The sequence below is a fragment of the Cupriavidus sp. MPR-AND1C genome (assembly GCF_058809705.1).
In genome coordinates, this window is sequence record NZ_JBXASU010000040.1 from 1 (window position 1) to 18,946 (window position 18,946).

Consider the following 18,946-nt stretch of genomic DNA (forward strand, 5'->3'; position numbering starts at 1 on the left):
CGCCTGTGGCGCGACGCCAAGCTCTACGAGATCGGCGCCGGCACCTCGGAAATCCGCCGCATGCTGATCGGGCGCGAACTCTACGCCGAAACGGCCTGAGTATCCAGCCGACGCCCCCGCGCCCACAGCACAAGCCACAAGAACAAAGACCCGAGATCCGACACCTTATGCCCACGCTCGAAACCAAACTCAATGCGCGCTCGGAATCCTTCCGCGCCAATGCCGACGCCATGCAGGCGCTGGTCGTCGACCTCAAGGCAAAGATCGCCAGGCTGGCGCAAGGCGGCGGCGACGAAGCCCGCGCCAAGCACCTTGGGCGCGGCAAGCTGCTGCCGCGCGAGCGTGTGCAACAACTGCTGGATCCGGGCACACCGTTCCTGGAACTGTCGCAGCTCGCCGCCTACGACATGTACGACAATGCCGCGCCCGGCGCAGGCATCATCACCGGCATCGGCAGCGTGGCCGGGCAGGAATGCGTGATCGTCTGCAACGACGCGACCGTCAAGGGCGGCACCTACTACCCGCTCACTGTGCGCAAGCACCTGCGCGCGCAAGAGATCGCCGAGCAGAACAACCTCCCCTGCATCTACCTGGTGGACTCGGGCGGCGCCAACCTGCCTAACCAGGATGACGTGTTCCCGGACCGCGACCACTTTGGCCGGATCTTCTACAACCAGGCCAACCTGTCCAAGCAAGGCATTCCGCAGATCGCGGTGGTGATGGGTTCGTGCACGGCCGGCGGCGCCTATGTGCCGGCCATGAGCGATGAGTCGATCATCGTCAAGAACCAGGGCACCATCTTCCTGGGCGGCCCGCCGCTGGTGAAGGCCGCCACTGGCGAGGAAGTCACCGCCGAAGACCTGGGCGGCGCCGATGTGCACACGCGCCTGTCGGGCGTGGCCGATTACTTTGCGCAGAACGACGCGCACGCGCTGTCGCTGGCGCGCAATATCGTGCAGCACCTGAACCGCCGCAAGCCGGACCAGATCCGCCTGCACGAGCCGCTGCCCCCGCGCTATCCGGTGGAGGAGCTGTACGGCGTGATCCCTACCGACACGCGCAAGCCCTATGACGTGCGCGAGGTCATTGCGCGCATCGTGGACGACTCGGACTTCGACGAGTTCAAGGCGCGCTACGGCACCACGCTGGTGTGCGGCTTTGCGCGGATCTGGGGCTATCCTGTGGGCATCATCGCCAACAACGGCATCCTGTTCTCGGAGTCGGCGCTCAAGGGCGCGCACTTTATCGAACTGTGCTGCCAGCGCAAGATCCCGCTGGTGTTCCTGCAGAACATCACCGGCTTCATGGTGGGGCGCAAGTACGAGAACGAAGGCATTGCCCGCAACGGCGCCAAGATGGTGACGGCGGTGGCGACCGCGCAGGTACCCAAGTTCACGGTGATCATCGGCGGCTCGTTTGGCGCGGGCAACTACGGCATGTGCGGGCGCGCTTACTCGCCGCGCTTCCTGTGGATGTGGCCGAACGCACGGATCTCGGTGATGGGCGGCGAGCAGGCGGCCAGCGTGCTGGCCACCGTGCGCCGCGACGGCATCGAGGCCAAGGGCGGCAGCTGGAGCGCAGAGGACGAGGACAAGTTCAAGCAACCGATCCGCGACCAGTACGAGCACCAGGGCCACCCCTACTACGCCAGCGCGCGGCTGTGGGACGACGGCGTGATCGATCCCGCGCAAACCCGCACGGTGCTGGGCCTGGGCCTGTCGGCGAGCCTCAACGCGCCCATCGGCGAGATGAAGTTCGGCGTGTTCCGCATGTGATGGCAAGCGCCCCGGATAACAGATCGCACCGCACCGTACAGGACACCAACATGGAATTCACCACGCTTACCGTCACGACCGCGCAGCACGTGGCCACCGTCACGCTGAACCGGCCGGACGTGCGCAACGCCTTCAACGAAACCGTGATCGCTGAGCTCACCGGTGCGTTCCGCGCACTCGGCAGCGAACCCACGGTGCGCGCCATCGTGCTGGCGGGCAATGGCCCGGCCTTCTGCGCCGGCGCCGACCTGAACTGGATGAAGAAGATGGCCGGCTACTCGCATGACGAGAACCGGTCCGACGCGCTCACGCTGGCGCAGATGCTGCACACCATCTGGGCCTGCCCCAAGCCGGTGATCGCGCGCATCCACGGCGACACCTATGCGGGCGGCGTGGGCCTGGTTGCCGCCTGCGACATCGCCGTGGCCGCGCAGACGGTGAATTTCTGCCTCTCGGAGGCACGCCTGGGCTTGCTGCCCGCCACCATCAGCCCCTATGTGATCCGCGCCATGGGCGAGCAGGCGGCGCGGCGCTACTTCATCACGGCCGAGCGCTTCGGTGCGGCCGAAGCGCTGCGGCTGGGCTTTGTGCATGAGATGGTGCCGGGCGACATGCTGGATGCCAAGGTGAGCGAGATCGCCGCCGCGCTGGTGGCCAACAGCCCCAATGCCGTGCGCGAGAGCAAGCGGCTGGTGCAGGAAGTGTCCGGCCGCGCCATCGACGATGCGCTGCTGGCCGACACCGCAGAGCGCATTGCCGCGATCCGCGCGTCGGACGAAGGCCGCGAAGGGGTGCGCTCCTTCCTGGAGAAGCGCTCGCCGTCCTGGCGTCCTGCCTGAGCCAGGGTACCCAGCCAATCATGCGCATCCGCCGCGCGGCCACCGCAGCCGCGCCGCCAGAACCAGAAAACGAGGAACAGTCATGTTCAACAAGATCCTGATCGCCAATCGCGGCGAAATCGCCTGCCGCGTGGCAGCCACCTGCCGCCGCCTCGGCATCCGCACGGTAGCCGTCTACTCCGACGCCGACGCCGACGCGCGCCACGTGGCGCTATGCGACGAGGCCGTGCATATCGGCGGCGCGCCGGCGCGCGACAGCTACCTGCGCGGCGACCACATCATCGAGTTGGCCAAGGCCACCGGCGCGCAGGCCATCCATCCCGGCTACGGCTTCCTCTCCGAGAACGACGGCTTTGCCGAGGCTTGCGCCGAAGCCGGCCTCGTCTTCATCGGCCCGCCGGCATCCAGCATCCGCGCCATGGGCAGCAAGAGCGCGGCCAAGCGCCTGATGGAGGCGGCCGCGGTGCCGCTGGTGCCCGGCTACCACGGCGAGGATCAGGAGCCGGCCCTGCTGCGCCGCGAAGCCGACCGCATCGGCTACCCCGTACTGCTCAAGGCCAGCGCCGGCGGCGGCGGCAAGGGCATGCGCGTGGTGGAAGCCAGCGAAGGCTTCGAAGCCGCGCTGGCGTCCGTGCAACGCGAGGCCAGTGCCAGCTTCGGCGACGACCGCGTGCTGGTCGAGAAATACCTGACCCGCCCCCGCCACATCGAGATCCAGGTCTTTGCCGATACGCACGGCAACTGCGTCTACCTGTTCGAGCGCGACTGCTCCGTGCAGCGCCGCCACCAGAAGGTGCTGGAAGAAGCGCCGGCCCCCGGCATGAGCGAGGAACGCCGGCGCGCGATGGGCGAAGCCGCCGTGGCCGCCGCGCAGGCGGTGGGCTACGTGGGCGCGGGTACGGTGGAATTCATCGCCAACCAGGACGGCTCGTTCTACTTCATGGAGATGAACACCCGCCTGCAGGTGGAGCACCCGGTGACCGAGATGATCACCGGGCAGGACCTGGTGGAGTGGCAGCTGCGCGTGGCTGCGGGCGAGCCGCTGCCGCTCAGGCAAGATCAGCTTCAAATCCACGGCCACGCACTGGAAGCCCGCGTCTACGCCGAAAACCCCGACAAGGGCTTCCTGCCCTCCACCGGCACGCTGCGTTACCTGCGCACACCGGCAGCTGTCACGTTCGCGCTGGGCCAGGACGGCAACGGCCCGGCCGGCGTGCGCATCGACTCCGGCGTGCGCGAGGGCGACACCATCAGCCCGTACTACGACCCCATGATCGCCAAGCTGATCGTGTGGGGCCGCGACCGCGAGGAGGCATTGGCGCGCATGGCGCAGGCGCTGGCCGAGTATCACGTGGTGGGCCTGTCGACCAATATCGCCTTCCTGCAGCGGCTGGTGACCTCGCAGGCGTTCCGCACGGCGGATCTCGACACCGGCCTGATCGAGCGCAACCAGGCGGCACTATTCCCCCCGCCCGCAATGGTGGGCACCGAAATCATCGCGCTGGCGGTAGCGGCGCTGGTGGATGCGGATACCCGCGCGCGCCGCGTGGACCCGGCCGACGCGCATTCGCCCTGGCAGAACGCCGGCGCATGGCGCCTGAACGCAGACGCCACCAGCCAGTTCCGCCTGCGCACCGGCGAAGGCGAAACGCTGGCCAGCCTGCGCAGCGATGGCGGCAAGCAATGGCTGACGGTAGGCGAGCAAACCCTGCCCTTGCGCGCCACCAGCCTGGCCGGCAGCCATGCGCTGGACCTGGGCGAGCGCACCGTCAAGGGCAGCACCTATATCGAAGGCGACGCGCTCTACGTGTTCAGCGGCAAGCAGCAAACCCGGCTGGAAGTCATCGACCCGCTGGCCCATGCGGGCAGCGCCGATGCCGAGGGCGGCAAGCTGGTGGCACCGATGCCGGGCCGCATCATCGCGGTGATGGTCAAGGCCGGCACGGTCATTGGCAAGGGCGATCCGCTGATCGTGATGGAAGCCATGAAAATGGAGCACACCCTGACCGCGCCGGCCGACGGCGTGGTGCAGGAGGTGCTTTACGGTATCGGCGACCAGGTGCAGGATGGGGCGCAGCTGGTCACGCTGGAAGATGTGGCGGCGTGATTTTTTGGAGGGCTGCTTGTTGCCCCGCGTCAGCGGGACAACAAGCAGAAAGATCGTACCCAGACCTATCTCCCTGACCACGCGGATCGCCGGCCGCTCCGGCTCCGCCCTATCCCCGCCGCAAACCCTCGACAGGATCCGACTCAAAGGCCGCCCATAGCGCATCGCGCCGTTGCAGCGCCTTGATGACGGCTGGCTGGCGCAATTGCGCGACCGCCGAGACCAGCGCATTGCACAGGAAGAAGGCCGCCGTATAAGAGTCGAAAGGCGACGCATTGGCCGTGCGCACCAACAGATGGTGATCCGACAGCGGCACCAGTGGCGCGGCCGGACTGTCGCAGATCGCGACCACGCGCGCACCGCGTTCGCGGAAGGCGCGCGCGATGCTCACCGGTGCGCTGGAATACCGCCGGATACTGAAAGTCAGCAGCACATCCTCCGGCTCCACCCACAGCATGGCATCCGTGGCCGTCACCGCGCCCGCGCCCAGTTCCTGGACCTGTGGCCGGCACATATTCAGATGCAGCGCCAGCCATGCGCCCACGGGCGCACTGTTTTTCTGCGCCAGCACGAACAGCCGCCCGCGCGGCTCTGCCAGCAGGCGCGCGATCGCCTCGAAGGCGGCCATGTCCAGCCCTTCGTGGGTGGCCGCCAGGTTGTGCTGGTCGTGCAGCAGCGCGTCGTCCACGCAGGCGCGCAGGGTGCGCTTGCCACCGATCGTGGCCGGCGCGCGCTGGCCGGCAGTGGGCAGGAGCGCCGTCACGCTGGCCCGTGCCTCGCGCTGGGCATCGCCATAGCTGGCATAGCCCAGCTTGGCGAACAGCCGCACCACCGTGGAAGCGCTCGTGCCGTGCTGGGCAGCCAGCGCGGTGGCCGATTCCAGCAGCGCATGCGGATAGTCGCGGCCCAGCGCATCGGCCAAGGTGCGCTCGCGGGCGGTCAGCGTGGCCGCCTCGCGCGCCAGGCGCTCGAGCAAGGTAGCGTCACGCGAGGGAGTCTCCTGAGCCTGTTTCATGGTGTTGACACGTTGCAATGCGTATTGCATGATCATATCACTTTTGCAATACACGATTCACTCCCACACGAAGCAAGGAGCAAGCGGTATATGGCGGACCACGCAGCTATGGCGGACCACGCAGCGGAAAGCGACATGCATGCCCAGGCGGCAAGCGGGGTGATCGATTGGCTGGGCGGCCAGCAGGCTGAAATGCAGGCGCTCCTGCAGCGCATCGTCGACATCGACAGCGGCAGCCGGCAGGAAGCCGGCGTGACGGCCGTGGCGCAGGTCCTGCGCGCGCACCTGGAGGCCGCCGGCATTGCGGTCACGCTGCATGCCGTGCCCGGCTTTGGCGTGTGCCTGGATGCGCTGGTGCCCGGTGCCGGCGATGGCGATGGCGCGCCAGTCCTGCTGATGGGCCATATGGACACCGTGTTCCCCGCCGGCACGGCCGCACGCCGCCCCTTCCGCGTGGAGGATGGGCTTGCCTACGGGCCCGGCGTGGCCGACATGAAATCCGGCCTGGTCATGAATGTGTTCGTGGCCGAGGCCCTGGCGCGCTGCGGCGGCAACGCCTTGCCGGTGCGCCTGTTCTTTTCCTGTGACGAGGAGATCGGCTCCGGCGCCACCCGCGAACGGATCATGGACGTGGCGCGCGGCGCGCGCGCCGTGTTCAACGCCGAGCCCGGCCGCGTCAGCGGCAACCTGGTCACAGGGCGCAAGGGGTCGATGGTGGTGGAGTTCGAGGTGGAGGGCGTGGCCGCGCACGCCGGGGTCAACCATGCCCAGGGCGCCAGCGCCATCGATGCGCTTGCACGCAAGATCCTGGCGCTGCATGCGCTGACCGACGCCGAGCAGGGCATCACCACCAATGTGGGCTGTGTGAAGGGCGGCATCGTGCCCAATATGGTGGCGCCACTGGCGCAGGCCGAGCTCGACGTGCGCTTTACCGCCGACACGGACATCGAAGCGCTGGTCGAGCAGGTGCGCGCGATCATCGAGGCCGAATCGCTGCCGCGCACCAAGGGCCGGATCACCGAGATGCGCCGCACCCGGCCGATGACCCAGACGCCCGCGGACCTGCTGGCGCTGTACCAGCGCGGCGCGCTGCACCTGGGCTTCTCGGTAGACGGCGAATTCACCGGCGGTGCAGCCGATAGCGGGCTCACGTCCTCGGTGGGCACGCCCACGCTGTGCGGCACCGGCCCGGTGGGCGGCCATGCGCACACCGTGCGCGAGTACTCCGAGCTTGCCACGTTCGTGCCGCGCGCGCAGGCGGTGGCGCTGGCCATCCTCGCACTGCGCTGAGCCAGGGCACTGCCCCCGCACCCGATTTTTAACGACTGTCACCACACTGCCATGCCGAACGTGCCATTCTCCCGCCGCCATTTCCTCCGCACCGGCCTCAGCGTAGCCGCGCTAGCGTGTGCCGCGCCGCTGGCCGCGCAAGCGCAAGCACAGGGCGCCTATCCCTCGCGCCCCATCACGCTGGTGGTGCCCTTCCCGCCCGGTGGTTCGGTGGACATCATGGCCCGCCAGTACTCGGAGCCGCTGTCGCGCATCCTCGGCGTGCCGGTGGTCGTCGACAACCGCCCGGGCGCGGGCGGCTCGGTCGCCACGCAATCGGTGGCGCGCAGCAAGCCCGATGGCTATACGCTGGTGGTGTCCTCCCAGAGCAGCCACCTGGCCAACCCGCTGACCCAGCCAAAGCTGGGCTATGACCCGATCAAGGATTTCGAGAACATCGCCATCCTGGGCCGCCAGCCCAACGCCCTGGTGGTGCATTCAAGCCTGCCGGTGCGCACGTTCGCGGAGTTCCTCGCTTACGCGAAGAAGAACCCGGGCAAGCTCGACTACGGCAGCGGCGGCGTTGGCAGCATGGGCCAGCTGAATGTGGAAATGCTAAAGGCCAGCACCGGCATCTACGCCACGCACATCCCCTATCGTGGCGGCACGCACCTGATCACGGCCGTGCTGAGCAATGAGGTCCAGTTCATCCTCGACAACCTGGTCATCATGCTGCCCTACATCAAGGAAGGAAAGGTGCGTGCGCTGGCGGTGGCATCCGAGCAGCGCCTGCCGCAGTTGCCCGACGTGCCGACCATGGCCGAGCTGGGCTATCCGCAGCTCAACCTGAGTTCCTGGACGGGCATTGCCGCGCCTGCCGGCACGCCCGAGCCGGTGGTGCAGAAGCTCTACCAGGCAGTGCGCCAGGCCGCCAGCGACCCCGCCATGCAGACGGCGCTGCGCGCGCGCGGCGTGTTCCCGCCCGAGGAGATGGCACCGGCCGCCTTCGAACGCATGATGGCCGACCGGATGGTGCGTTACGGCGAAGTGGTCCGCAAGGCCAAGATTTCCGCGGATTGAGGGCGCGGGATTGAGCGCGCGGCACTAGAGCAGGGCTAAGGCTTGGCAGTGGCCGCCCCGCCCTTGCCTTCCATGCCGCCCGTTGCAGCCGCTCCGCCCGCGCGCAGCATGTCGATGACGAGCTGCATGGCGGGCGTGGGCGGGCGGCTCTTGCGCAGCACCAGCCCGTAAGGCGCAAGCCGGCCATGCAAGGCTACCGGCAGCGTGGCGATCATGTTCAGGTCCTCGTAGTAGCGGGCCACCGAGGTGGGCAGCACGGCGAGCATGTCGGACTCGCGCAGCACGGACAGCGTGGTGAGGATCGACGAGGTCTCCACCGTGCTCACCGGCGGCGGCACGCGATTCTCGCGAAAGGTCTGGTCGATGATCTGGCGCATCGGGCTGGGGTGCGGCTGGATGATCCACGCGTACTCCGTCAGCGCGGCCAGCTTCAGCTTGCCGCGCTCCGCCGCCGGATGCCCCACGCGGGTGACGATCGACAGCGCCTCCTCCCCCAGCGTCTCGAACGACAACTCCTCCGATGGCCAGCCATCGGGGATGCGGCCCAGCACGATATCGATCTGGTCCTGCTGCAGCGCGTGCACCAGCACGTCGCTGGTATCGATCTGCACGATGATGTGCAAGCGCGGATGCGCCTGCTTGAGCTTGACGATCACGTGGGTGAGCAGGTCCGGCGCCGGCGCCATCACCGCGCCCACGCGCACCTTGCCCACATCGCCGGCCTGGATGGCGACAAGCTCCTCGCGCAGTTCATCCATGTCGGCAAAGACCACCCGCGCGTAACGCATCACCGCCTTGCCCGATACCGTCGGGTCCAGCCCGCGCGCGTGGCGTGTAAAGAGCGATACGCCGAGCACGTCTTCCAGTTCCTGCAGGGACTTGGTAGCGGCAGGCTGGGTCAGGGCCAGCCCTTCAGCCGCCTGGCGCAGCGAGGGCGACTCCGAGAGCGCCAGCATCAGTTGCAGGTGCCGCATGCGAAGGCGCTTGCGGATGGATGCGCTGGATGGGATCGATGGGACCGATGGAATGCTCACCGCGATAATCTCCGAGAATAGGCGGGTCGTGATTTCCGCTATCTTGCTTATCGCGAATTCTCGCACAGCACGGGTGGCAACAAGCATGAGGCCGCGTCAGGCGGTTGCCGCACTTCCTGCCCGCGGCGGCACCTGCCCAAGCCCCTATTCCTGGCGATTTCGCCTCATTTCGACGCATTTAGCCCCACATTCCAGGCTTGCGAAGGGGTTTTCGGGCATACTGGCCGATTCCCTCCTATTGCGAAGCCGGCGTTCTGGCTTCCCCCCTCGATGCCCGGCTACCAAACCAAGCAAGAGAGCATCGCCGTGACCGGCGCCGCCGACCTGGTCATTCGCTCCTTGCTGGACAAGCAGCAGTACTCCGACCCCCTCGGCGAAGCCGAACGCATGGGCATTTCTTCCGCCATGTGGCCGCTGTTCGGGCTGCTGTGGCCATCCGGTGCGCACCTGGCCGCGCGCATGGCGCTGCGGCCGGTGGACCCCACCGAGCGGGTGCTGGAAATCGGCTGCGGGCTGGGGCTGGCCAGCCTGGTGGGGCACCGCAGGGGTGCCGACGTGACCGCCAGCGACTGCCATCCGATGGCCGCCGCCTTCCTCGCGGAGAACGTACGCCTGAATGGCCTCGCGCCAATGAAGTACCGGCACGGGCACTGGAGCGCCGCGGAGCACGAGCAGGATGCCCCTGCTGGCGCCGGCTCCTTCCCCGCCGCCGATGTCCGCGGCCATTTCGACCTGATCATCGGCAGCGACCTGCTCTACGAGCGCGATGCCAATGCCAACCTCGCCCACTTTATCGGGCGCCATGCCAGCCCCACGGTCGAGATCTGGATCATTGATCCCGACCGCGGCAACCGGCCCGCCTTCAACCGGCAGATGGCCGAGCAGGGTTTCGCGATGCGCGAGGAAAAGCTCGACCGCGTGGCCACGGCCGGCATCGATGCCTACAAGGGCCGCCTGCTGGTCTACCGCTGGGCAGCGCCGATGCCGCCCGCGCCGCTGCTGGAAGCAGCACACGTCGCAACCGTCGCCCTACACTAGCTTCAACGCCTCGGCGGGCACGTCGCACACCAGCATGTGCCCCGGCGCATGGGTGATGCACAGCGGCGGACGCGCCATCATGGCCGCCGCCTGCGGCGTGACTCCGCACCCCCAGAACACCGGAATCTCCCCGGCCAGGATCGCGGTCGGCTCGCCTTCGTCCGGGCGGCCGATGTCCGCGATGCCGATCGCCGCGGGGTCGCCCATATGAACCGGCGCTCCGTGCGCCCCCGGCAACCGGGCGCACACGGCCGAGGCGATGGCCGCCTCGGCCGGCGTGTAAGGCCGCATCGACACCACCATCGGCCCATGGAAGGCGCCGACGCGCGTGGTCTGGATGCTGGTGCGGTACATCGGCACGATCTTGCCTTCGTCCACGTGCCGCACGCGCAAGCCGGCGCGCTCCAGCGCGTCCTCGAACGACAGCGAGCAGCCCAGCACGAAGCCCACGAAATCGTCCTGCCAGAGCGCGCCGATATCGTCGCGCTCCTCCACCAGTTCGCCATGGCGCCACACGCGGTAGCGCGGCACGTCGGTGCGCAGGTCAATATCGCCGCCGAGCATCGGCACCGCCGGGCTGCCTGCTTCGGTCATGCCGATCAGCGGGCATGGCACCGGGTTGGCCCGGCAGTACCCGAGGAAATCCCCGGCCCAGGCCTTGGGCAGGATCATCAGGTTGCCCTGCCCATGGCCGGGCGCCATGCCGCTGGTATTGCCGTTGTACCGGCCACTGCGGATGCCGGCGCGGGCGCCGGCCGGCGTGGCAGCCCAGCCAGGCGCAAGCCCGGCCGCGGCGTGGATAGCTGCTTCCATCTCCATGCTCCGGTTGCGTGCCGTCATCAGTCGAGGGCCTGGCGGGCGGTTTCCTTCACGCCCAGCAGCGCCAGCAGGCTGACTGCCGCGCCACCCATGAGCAGGTAGGCCGGGCTGAGCAGGTTGCCGGTGCTGCCGATCAGCGCGGTGGCCACATATGGCGTAAGCCCGCCGCCGAGGATGGCGCCGATGTTGAAGCTGAACGCCATGCCGGTGTAGCGCACGCGGGTCGGGAACTGCTCGGCATAGGTCGGGTAGCCGACGGACTGCACGATGGGCATGGGCAGCGCCACCACCATCATGGCGAGCAAGGCCAGACCGATGCTGTGGTTGTCCATCAGCATCATCATCGGCAATACCAGCACCATGTAGGCGCAAAAGCCGATGGCAAGCACCTTGCGCCGGCCGAGCCGGTCGGACAGCCCGCCCCACAGCGGCATCAGCATGGCCATGGTCAGGCTGACGAACGCCATGATCCAGTACACCGTTGCCTTGTCGTACTTGAGATAGGTGGTCATGTAGATGTTCATGAACACCAGCCCCACCCAGTAGCCCACGTTCTGGCCAAAGGACAGCAGCACCACTTTGACCACGGCGGGCATGTGCGCGGTGAAGACCTCCCTGAGCGGCGCCTTGGGCGGCTCGCTGTGTTCCTGGAACTGCTTGAAGGCCACGGACTCTTCCACGCGCTTGCGCACCATCGACGAGATCACCACCATCGGGATCGCCATCAGGAACGGAATGCGCCAGCCCCACGCCTGCATCTGCGCCGGTTCCAGCAAGCCGGTGGTGATGCCGCACACGGTCGCGGCCAGCGCGCCGCCCACGGCCACGCCCACCGGCGTGAAGGCGCCGTAGAAGCCGCGCTTGCCCTTGGGCGCCGATTCGGCGACATAGGCGGCCGCGCCGGTGACTTCGCCGCCGGCGAAGAAGCCCTGCGCAAGGCGGATGGCCAACAGCAGCAGCGGCGCGACGATGCCCGCGCTGGCCGCCACCGGCAGCAGGCCGATGATGCCGGTGGCAATGCCCATGCCAATCACGGTGACCAGCAGCACGGCACGGCGGCCAACGCGGTCGCCCAGGCGACCAAGCACGATGCCGCCGATCGGGCGCATCAGGAAGGCGCTGCCGAACACGGCCAGGATGGCCAGCAGCGAAGCCGTGGCGCTGTCGCTAGGGAAGAACAGCGGGCCAATGGTAGAGGCCATATAGCCGTACACGCCGAACTCGTAATACTCGATGGCGGTACCGGCTGCGGCGGCCATGGCGGCTTTGCGGGCAACGGCATTGCCGGTTGCCGGCACCGTGGCAGGGGTGGACGCCGGCGCCGTGTCGGGCATCGGCAGGGATGAGGTGGGGGCGTTGGACATATTGTCAGTTTCCAGGATGCTACGGGGTAGAAAATCCAGTCCAGGCGTGGTGAAACCCCTGGATGAACCAGCGCTGAAGCACGAATACGTGCCGCGATGGCCGTCCTGTGCCTGGAACTTACTGGCGCACAGGGCGGGCTCGCGTCTTGTTTTTATTTCCGGAGAGCTAACCACCTGCCGGGAATCGCGGGCCTTTAAAAGCCGCCGGGATTCATGCCTCATCGATTACACCGGATACTTTGCAACAAGCATGCCAGCGGCTATTTCGTTAAAAACACGGAATTCCGGGCGTTACGATTCCTGACTAAAAAAAGCCATCTGACTCGGGGATTCAGTGCGCCCCGCCGCACCACAGCAATGAACCTTTCGTCCCGCCTGGGGCATGGAACGCACCGAAACCGGTATCGTTCACAGCCAGCTGGTGATTAACCTCCCAGCCCACGGGATCGTTGAGAAAAAGCCAGGCCGTGCGGCCCGGCCGACGCCACAAGATCAATGTCAGCGGCGAATTTACAGCTTTATCAATAGCGCGATTTCAAGCGACAGGAATAAAAATTCCCAATACCTGCCCTTCTTCCACCACTTCACCTTCTGCCACGCAATACGATTCGATATAACCAGCCGATCCGGCCTCAAGCGGTATTTCCATTTTCATGGATTCGATAATCAGCAGCGTGGCATCCTTTACCTGCATTTCGCCGGGCTGCGCCACGAGCTTCCAGAGGGTGCCGGCGGTGTCCGCCACGATGGATATGGGGGATTTTGTCTGGGGCATATTCTGTTTGTCCGTTGCTATCGTGATTGCGGTGCACGCACCGTGATACCTTCCGCCTCCAGCGCGGCGCGGATGCGGCGCGCAAACCCAGCCGCGCCCGGCTGGTCGCCATGGATGCAGAGCGTGTCCGCCCGGACCGGCACGTCCACACCGCCGAGCGAGCGCACCACACCGTCGCGCACCATGCGCAATACCTGCGCGATGGAAACCTCCACGTCGGTGATCATGGCGGCGGGATGGCTGCGCGGGGTCAGCGAGCCATCGTCCTGATACGTGCGGTCGGCAAAGACTTCCTGCGCCACCGCGAGCCCGGCCTCGCGCGCGGCCGTGACCAGCGCGGAGCCGGCTAGGCCGTAGAACACCAGCGACGGATCCACATCGCGCACCGCATCGCACAGCGCGCGCGCCACGGCGCCATCGCGCGCGGCCTGGTTGTACAGCGCGCCGTGCGGCTTCACATGCGCGAGCCGGCTGCCGGCCGCGGCGGCAAACGCCCGCAGTGCGCCAACTTGGCAGACCGTGATGTTGTAGATCTCCTCGCGGCCGAGCTGCATGGCGCGCCGTCCAAAGCCCTGCAAATCCGGAAAGCCCGGATGCGCGCCGAGCGAGACGCCGAGCGCACTGGCGGCGCGCACGGTGGCTGCCATGGTCTGCGCATCGCCCGCGTGAAAACCGCAGGCGATGTTGGCGGAGGTGACATGCGGCAGCACGGCCGCATCGTCGCCAAGGCGGTAGATGCCAAAGCTCTCGCCCATATCGCTGTTGAAATCGATCTCAGCCATGCGCGTGCTCCCCTGCCGTTGCCGTATCCATGGCGTCGAATACCGCGTCCTGCAGCATGGCAAGGCGTTGGGCTTCGCGCAGATCGATCAAGGCAAAGCGCACCGTCTCGCCCGGCATCTTTTGCGCCAGGCGCGGCAGGTCCACCGCGCACACATGGGCAATCTTGGGATATCCACCGGTGGTCTGGCGGTCCGCCATGAGCACAATGGGCTGGCCGTCGGGCGGCACCTGGATCGTGCCGAAGGCCACGGCCTCGGACAGCATCTCGGCAGGCGCAGCCAGCGCGAGCGGCGAGCCTTCCAGGCGATAACCCATGCGGTCCGATTGCGCGCCGATGCGAAACGGCTCGCTGACAAGCGCATGCCTGGCGGCGTCGGAGAAGCACGCCCATTCGCGCCCGGCGACGATGCGCACAGGCTGATCGGGCGCGGTGAGGACATCGGCTGGAAACGCTGGAAACGCCGGAGAACCGGCATCGCCAACCGGTGCGGCTACGCCGCCACGCAAGGCAATGCGATCGCCCTTGCGCAACGGCTTGCCGGCCGCGCCGCCATAGCCGCCGCGCACAAAGGTGCTGCAACTGCCCATGACCGGCGTCAACGCAAAGCCGCCCTGCACCGCAAGGTAAGCGCGCAAGCCGCTGCGCCGCTTGCCGAAGGCCAGCACCGCGCCTGCGGCGACGGGCGCCGGGCGGTTCATCGGCACGGGCGCGCCGTCGAGCGTGGCATCCAGATCCGCGCCGCACACGGCGATCACGGCCGGCACATGGAACCGCAGCGTGGGGCCCATCAGCGTGATCTCCAGCGTGGCTTGCGCGGCGGCGTTGCCGGCCAGCGCGTTGGCCAGCCGGTGGGCGCGCTCGTCCATGGCGCCATTGGCCGGCACGCCGAGTTGCTGGTAGCCGTTGCGGCCGAGATCCTGGAAGGTGCTCAACGCACCGGGCTTGATGACTTCGATGCTCATGGCTGCACGCCTCCTCCCGCCTGCATGGATTCGAATACGTCGGAAGAGATCGGCACGAAGCGCACACGATCGCCGGCGGCCAGCAGGCACGGCGACGCGCGATGCGGGTCAAACAGTGCCACGGGCGTACGCCCGATCAGGTTCCAGCCGCCCGGCAAGGTCATGGGATAGATCACGGTCTGCCGATTGGCAAGGCCAATCGAGCCCGCCGCCACCGCGGTACGCGGCGTGCCGCGGCGCGGCGGCGAAAGGCGCGCGTCGAAGCGGCCCACATAGGGATGCCCCGGCGCGAAGCCCAGCATCAGCACATCGACCGGCTCGGCACTATGCAGCGCGATGACCTGCTCGGGCGACAGGCCACAGGTGGCTGCCACATCGTCCAGGTCGGGGCCGTGCTCGCCGCCATAGCAGACGGGTATATCAATCACCAGCGGCGCGCCCGCGCTTGACGAAAGACCTTCGCGCAGGCATTCGCCGATCATGGCCGAGAGCGCCTCGAACGGGGCGCTGGCACCCGTCGCGCGGGCCACGGCAATCGGCTGGTAGTGCACGCCCACGGTGGTCAGGGCGGGCACGATGTCGGTCACGCCGGGCAAGGCCGCGGCGGCGATCCGCACCGCTGCCGCGCAGGCTTGGCGGTTGAAGGCGATATCCGCCACCGTGCCGAACTCGACGATCAGGCAGCGATCGCCGGACGGCGCGATCCGCCAGGACGCTTGCGCGGCCGGTGCGGCATGTTGCGTGTCCTGCGCGATCATGCCCGCACCTCCACGGCGGATGGCGCGGGCACCGCCACCGGCGCGGCGGACTCGCCCACCAGCACCGCCAGCTCGCGTTCCACAAAACCGGTATCGACGCGGCCGGCACGGAAGTCCGCATGGTCCAGCACGCGGCCAAGGAACACGGCGTTGTGCCGGATGCCTTCGATCACGGTTGCACCGAGCGCCGCCTGCATGGTGGCGATGGCGGCATCGCGGTCGGTGCCATAGGCAATCAGCTTGGCGATCATCGGATCGTAGAACGGCGTAATGGTATCGCCCTCGCGCACGCCGGTGTCCACGCGCAGCCCGGCCATGCCCGCCGGAAGGCAAAAGCGCGCCAGCTTGCCCGGCGATGGCATGAAATGGCGCGCCGGGTTCTCGGCATAAAGCCGGCACTCGATGGCCGCGCCTGCCCGCCGGATATCATGCTGCGCGCTGGGTGCGAGCGTGCCGGCGGCGAGCCGGATCTGCGCCTGCACCAGGTCCCAGCCGGTGATGGCCTCGGTCACGCCATGTTCCACCTGGATACGCGTGTTCATCTCCAGGAAGAAGTACTCGCCACTGTCCGCGTCGAGGATGAACTCGACCGTGCCCGCGCCGCTGTAGCGCTGGTGCGCGGCCAGCGCCACCGCCGCCGCGCTCATGCTGGCCAACACGGCGGCCGGCAGATTGGGCGCCGGGCTTTCTTCAATGATCTTCTGGAAGCGGCGCTGCACCGAGCATTCGCGCTCGAACAGGTGCACCGCCGTGCCGTCACCGAAGCCAAACACCTGCACCTCGATATGCCGGGCGCGCGGCACGTAGCGCTCCAGGTAGATGCTGGCGTCGCCAAAGGCCTTCAGGGCCAGCGCCTGGGTGGACGCCACCGTGGCCGCCAGCGTGTCTGGCCCGTCGACGCGCTTCATGCCGATGCCGCCACCGCCGCCCGCGGCTTTGACCAGCACGGGATAGCCAACGCGCTGGGCTTCGGCGTGCAAGCGCGACAGGTCGTCGGGCAGGAAGCGGATGCTGCCGGGCAGCACCGGCACGCCGCACGCTGCGGCAATATCGCGGGCGCGGTTCTTGTCGCCCATGTTCTCGATCGACTCGACGCACGGGCCGATCCACCGCATGCCTTGCGCTTGCGCCGCACGGGCAAACGCGGTGTTTTCGGAGAGGAAGCCATAGCCCGGGTGCACGCCATCGGCGCCGTGCGCCGTGCCCGCGGCGAGGACCGCTTCCACATTCAGGTAGCTCTGCGCCGCCGGCGCGGGACCTACCGCGACGGCAATGTCGGCCATCTCGCAGTGCAACGCGCCGGCATCGGCGGCGGAATGCACGGCGATGGTTTCCATGCCGAGCGCCTGCGCGGCGCGGATGATGCGGCAGGCAATCTCGCCACGGTTGGCAACCAGGATTCTTCGCATATCGACTAACTCTTGCAGCTACTGCGTGGGGGCGATGCACGCGGGGCGGGCAAGCCCTGCCCCGCGTGCGGTGGCCGGCCTTGTGGCCGGTCTCACTCTGGTCTGACGCCGATCCGACGTGGATCCGACGCTGGTGTTACTTGGCGAACAGCGAAGCGATATTGGCAAAGGCCTTGAGCTCCAGCGCATTGCCCGACGGATCGAGGAAGAACATCGTGGCCTGCTCGCCTACCTCGCCCTTGAAGCGGATATGCGGCTCGATGATGAACGCCAGGTTGGCGGCCTTGAGCTTGTCGGCAGCGACATGCCACTGATCCATCGGCAGCACCACGCCAAAGTGGCGCACCGGCACGGCATCACCATCCACGGCGCTGGTGTGGCGGTGGCCCGCCTCTTCCGGCGCCAGGTGCGCCACGATCTGGTGGCCGTAGAAGTTGAAATCCACCCAGTCCGGCGCGCTGCGCCCTTCGGGGCAGCCCAGCAGGTCGCCGTAGAACTCGCGCGCGGCGGCGATGCTGTGGACGGGGAAGGCAAGGTGGAACGGGGCAAGGACGGGAGTGATTTCGCTCATGGCGCTTGGGGATCGATGTGTCGTGTGTGGGTCGGGTCTTGGCCCGCCGCCGGCAACGCCGGCCGGTGAACCAATGAGGAAGAGTCTAGGCATGGCAACCGATTAAAAAAAGCGATATATTTTTGACCTTAGCTACACGAAAATTGATGAAACGATCATGCTGCGCGAATTCAAGACCTTTATTGCCGTAGCCCGGCACGGCACCTTTGCCAGCGCGGGCGCGCGCATCGGGCTGACCCAGTCGGCTGTCAGCGCGCAGATCCACCGCCTCGAGCAAGAGCTTGGCTTCGCCCTGTTCGACCGCACGGGCCGCTCGGCACGCCTGAACGCCGCCGGCCGGGAAACCCTGGCGCTGGCGGAGGAACTGATGGCGCTCTACGCGCGCATCGGCGAGCACGGCGGCGCCACCGAGCGCAGTGGCATGGTGCGGGTGGGCTCGATCGCCTCAGCCCAGGTGTCGTACCTGATCGACGCCATGGCCGCCTTCCGCGCCGAGCTGCCAGGGTGCAGGATCCGCGTTGTGCCGGGCGTGTCCCTGAACCTGCTTGGCCAGGTGGATGCGGGCGAGATCGATATCGCGGTGATGATCCGGCCGCCCTTTGCGCTGCCGTCGGAGCTGGAGTGGCGCACGCTGGTGATGGAGCCGTTCGTGCTGCTGGCGCCGGCTGCCATGGCAGGCCAGGCATGGAGCGACGCGCTGGAATCCGCGCCCTTTATCCGCTATGACCGCAGCTCGTTCGGTGGCCGGCTGGTCGACCAGTTCCTGCGGCAGTCGCGGCTGGCGGTACAGGACGCCATCGAGCTGGACGAGTTGCAGGGCATCGTGCAACTGGTGGCGCGCGGCCTTGGCGTGGCGCTGATTCCGCAAACGGCGGCGCAAGGCCCTTGGCCCCACGGCGTGACTGCCCTGCCGCTTGGCGGCGATACCTTTCACCGCGAGATCGGCCTGGTGGAGCGGCCGCGCCATAGCCGCCAGCCGGTGGCAAGCCGGCTGGCCGAGTACATCAGCGAGGCGGCGTCGGGCCGCAAGGTGTAGGCCGGCGCACACCCTGCCCGCCGCCTTGCACGACGTCGCGACCCTCCAGCGCGCCCCGCGGCCGCCTGACACGCGAGGCGCAAGGTTGTCCCCTCGTCAGGGGGATATGGGTTGCACCCGCATCCCGGCGTAATCTCTGCTCATGATTGGCACGCTGAATCCATCCGACGCGACATGATGATGTCCCGCCCGGGTCATGCAGGCTTGCCATATAAAAACGGAGAGGTATCAGGGAATGCATAACGATAGCGACGCAAAGTCGCGTAGCGCCAGTAGCGCCAATCGGGTCAATGCGCGCAACGGCGGTGGAT

Annotated in this window: 18 protein-coding genes; 8 read left to right on the top strand and 10 right to left on the bottom strand. The window is 67.6% G+C overall.

The features are described from left to right. From AC1RWI_RS21015 to AC1RWI_RS21030, 4 genes are all read left to right on the top strand, one after another. On the top strand, positions 1–99 hold a 99-nt coding region (locus tag AC1RWI_RS21015), incomplete at its 5' end, for an acyl-CoA dehydrogenase family protein (protein WP_492868557.1). A gap of 68 nt (positions 100–167) precedes the next feature. Continuing rightward, positions 168–1,775 carry a carboxyl transferase domain-containing protein gene (locus AC1RWI_RS21020; RefSeq protein WP_043354485.1) on the top strand — a complete coding sequence of 536 codons (1,608 nt, stop codon included), beginning with the start codon at positions 168–170 and terminating at the stop codon, positions 1,773–1,775. Positions 1,776–1,825: 50 nt separating this feature from the next. Next, the gene (locus tag AC1RWI_RS21025) at positions 1,826–2,614 is read left to right on the top strand and encodes an enoyl-CoA hydratase/isomerase family protein (RefSeq protein ID WP_492868484.1); all 789 of its coding nucleotides are present in this window, start codon (positions 1,826–1,828) and stop codon (positions 2,612–2,614) included. 82 nt (positions 2,615–2,696) lie between these two features. Then, a complete protein-coding gene (locus AC1RWI_RS21030; protein WP_492868486.1) occupies positions 2,697–4,721 on the top strand; it encodes an acetyl/propionyl/methylcrotonyl-CoA carboxylase subunit alpha in 2,025 nt (674 codons plus the stop codon). 109 nt (positions 4,722–4,830) lie between these two features. On the opposite strand, the gene AC1RWI_RS21035 is transcribed toward AC1RWI_RS21030, so the two are convergent. Further along, positions 4,831–5,736 (bottom strand): MurR/RpiR family transcriptional regulator, encoded by a 906-nt coding sequence (locus AC1RWI_RS21035; RefSeq protein ID WP_492868488.1) that lies wholly within the window; start codon positions 5,734–5,736, stop codon positions 4,831–4,833. A gap of 135 nt (positions 5,737–5,871) precedes the next feature. Here AC1RWI_RS21035 and AC1RWI_RS21040 point away from each other — a divergent pair, with 135 nt between their 5' ends. Both AC1RWI_RS21040 and AC1RWI_RS21045 read left to right on the top strand, forming a co-directional pair. Next, positions 5,872–7,026, top strand: a complete 1,155-nt coding sequence (locus AC1RWI_RS21040; protein ID WP_492868490.1) for a M20 family metallopeptidase — start codon at positions 5,872–5,874, stop codon at positions 7,024–7,026. A 51-nt stretch (positions 7,027–7,077) separates the two neighbouring features. Next, complete coding sequence (locus AC1RWI_RS21045; RefSeq protein ID WP_043354481.1) at positions 7,078–8,085, top strand: Bug family tripartite tricarboxylate transporter substrate binding protein; 1,008 nt, start codon at positions 7,078–7,080, stop codon at positions 8,083–8,085. 35 nt (positions 8,086–8,120) lie between these two features. Here the strand turns inward: AC1RWI_RS21045 and AC1RWI_RS21050 are convergent, their stop codons facing one another. Beyond that, the gene (locus tag AC1RWI_RS21050; RefSeq protein WP_492868559.1) at positions 8,121–9,059 is read right to left on the bottom strand and encodes a LysR family transcriptional regulator; all 939 of its coding nucleotides are present in this window, start codon (positions 9,057–9,059) and stop codon (positions 8,121–8,123) included. Positions 9,060–9,389: 330 nt separating this feature from the next. Between AC1RWI_RS21050 and AC1RWI_RS21055 the strand changes: the two genes are divergently transcribed. Beyond that, positions 9,390–10,157: a class I SAM-dependent methyltransferase gene (locus AC1RWI_RS21055; RefSeq protein ID WP_492868492.1), complete on the top strand. Its 768-nt coding sequence runs from the start codon at positions 9,390–9,392 to the stop codon at positions 10,155–10,157. Here the strand turns inward: AC1RWI_RS21055 and AC1RWI_RS21060 are convergent. The 8 genes from AC1RWI_RS21060 to AC1RWI_RS21095 form a co-directional block, all read right to left on the bottom strand. Beyond that, positions 10,149–10,976 (bottom strand): putative hydro-lyase, encoded by an 828-nt coding sequence (locus tag AC1RWI_RS21060; RefSeq protein WP_492868494.1) that lies wholly within the window; start codon positions 10,974–10,976, stop codon positions 10,149–10,151. The two genes, AC1RWI_RS21055 and AC1RWI_RS21060, sit on opposite strands and share 9 nt — an antisense overlap. A 20-nt stretch (positions 10,977–10,996) precedes the next feature. Further along, entirely contained in the window at positions 10,997–12,340 is a 1,344-nt protein-coding gene (locus AC1RWI_RS21065; protein WP_492868496.1) for an MFS transporter, read from the bottom strand. 535 nt (positions 12,341–12,875) lie between these two features. Then, the gene (locus AC1RWI_RS21070) at positions 12,876–13,115 is read right to left on the bottom strand and encodes an acyl-CoA carboxylase biotin carboxyl carrier protein subunit (protein ID WP_492868498.1); all 240 of its coding nucleotides are present in this window, start codon (positions 13,113–13,115) and stop codon (positions 12,876–12,878) included. Positions 13,116–13,132: 17 nt separating this feature from the next. Further along, positions 13,133–13,897: a LamB/YcsF family protein gene (locus tag AC1RWI_RS21075; protein WP_492868500.1), complete on the bottom strand. Its 765-nt coding sequence runs from the start codon at positions 13,895–13,897 to the stop codon at positions 13,133–13,135. Then, positions 13,890–14,861: a 5-oxoprolinase subunit C family protein gene (locus tag AC1RWI_RS21080; RefSeq protein WP_492868502.1), complete on the bottom strand. Its 972-nt coding sequence runs from the start codon at positions 14,859–14,861 to the stop codon at positions 13,890–13,892. The genes AC1RWI_RS21075 and AC1RWI_RS21080 overlap by 8 nt, the downstream gene beginning before the upstream one ends. Further along, on the bottom strand, positions 14,858–15,619 hold the full coding sequence (gene pxpB, locus AC1RWI_RS21085; RefSeq protein WP_492868504.1) for a 5-oxoprolinase subunit PxpB: 762 nt from the start codon (positions 15,617–15,619) through the stop codon (positions 14,858–14,860). The genes AC1RWI_RS21080 and pxpB overlap by 4 nt, the downstream gene beginning before the upstream one ends. Then, entirely contained in the window at positions 15,616–17,028 is a 1,413-nt protein-coding gene (locus AC1RWI_RS21090; RefSeq protein ID WP_492868507.1) for an acetyl-CoA carboxylase biotin carboxylase subunit, read from the bottom strand. Before AC1RWI_RS21090 ends, pxpB begins: the two co-directional genes overlap by 4 nt. A gap of 136 nt (positions 17,029–17,164) precedes the next feature. Next, positions 17,165–17,599, bottom strand: coding sequence for a VOC family protein (locus AC1RWI_RS21095; RefSeq protein ID WP_492868509.1), 435 nt, complete (start codon positions 17,597–17,599; stop codon positions 17,165–17,167). A gap of 157 nt (positions 17,600–17,756) precedes the next feature. Between AC1RWI_RS21095 and AC1RWI_RS21100 the strand changes: the two genes are divergently transcribed. After that, positions 17,757–18,635 carry a LysR family transcriptional regulator gene (locus AC1RWI_RS21100; RefSeq protein WP_492868511.1) on the top strand — a complete coding sequence of 293 codons (879 nt, stop codon included), beginning with the start codon at positions 17,757–17,759 and terminating at the stop codon, positions 18,633–18,635. The last annotated feature ends 311 nt before the right edge of the window (positions 18,636–18,946 follow it).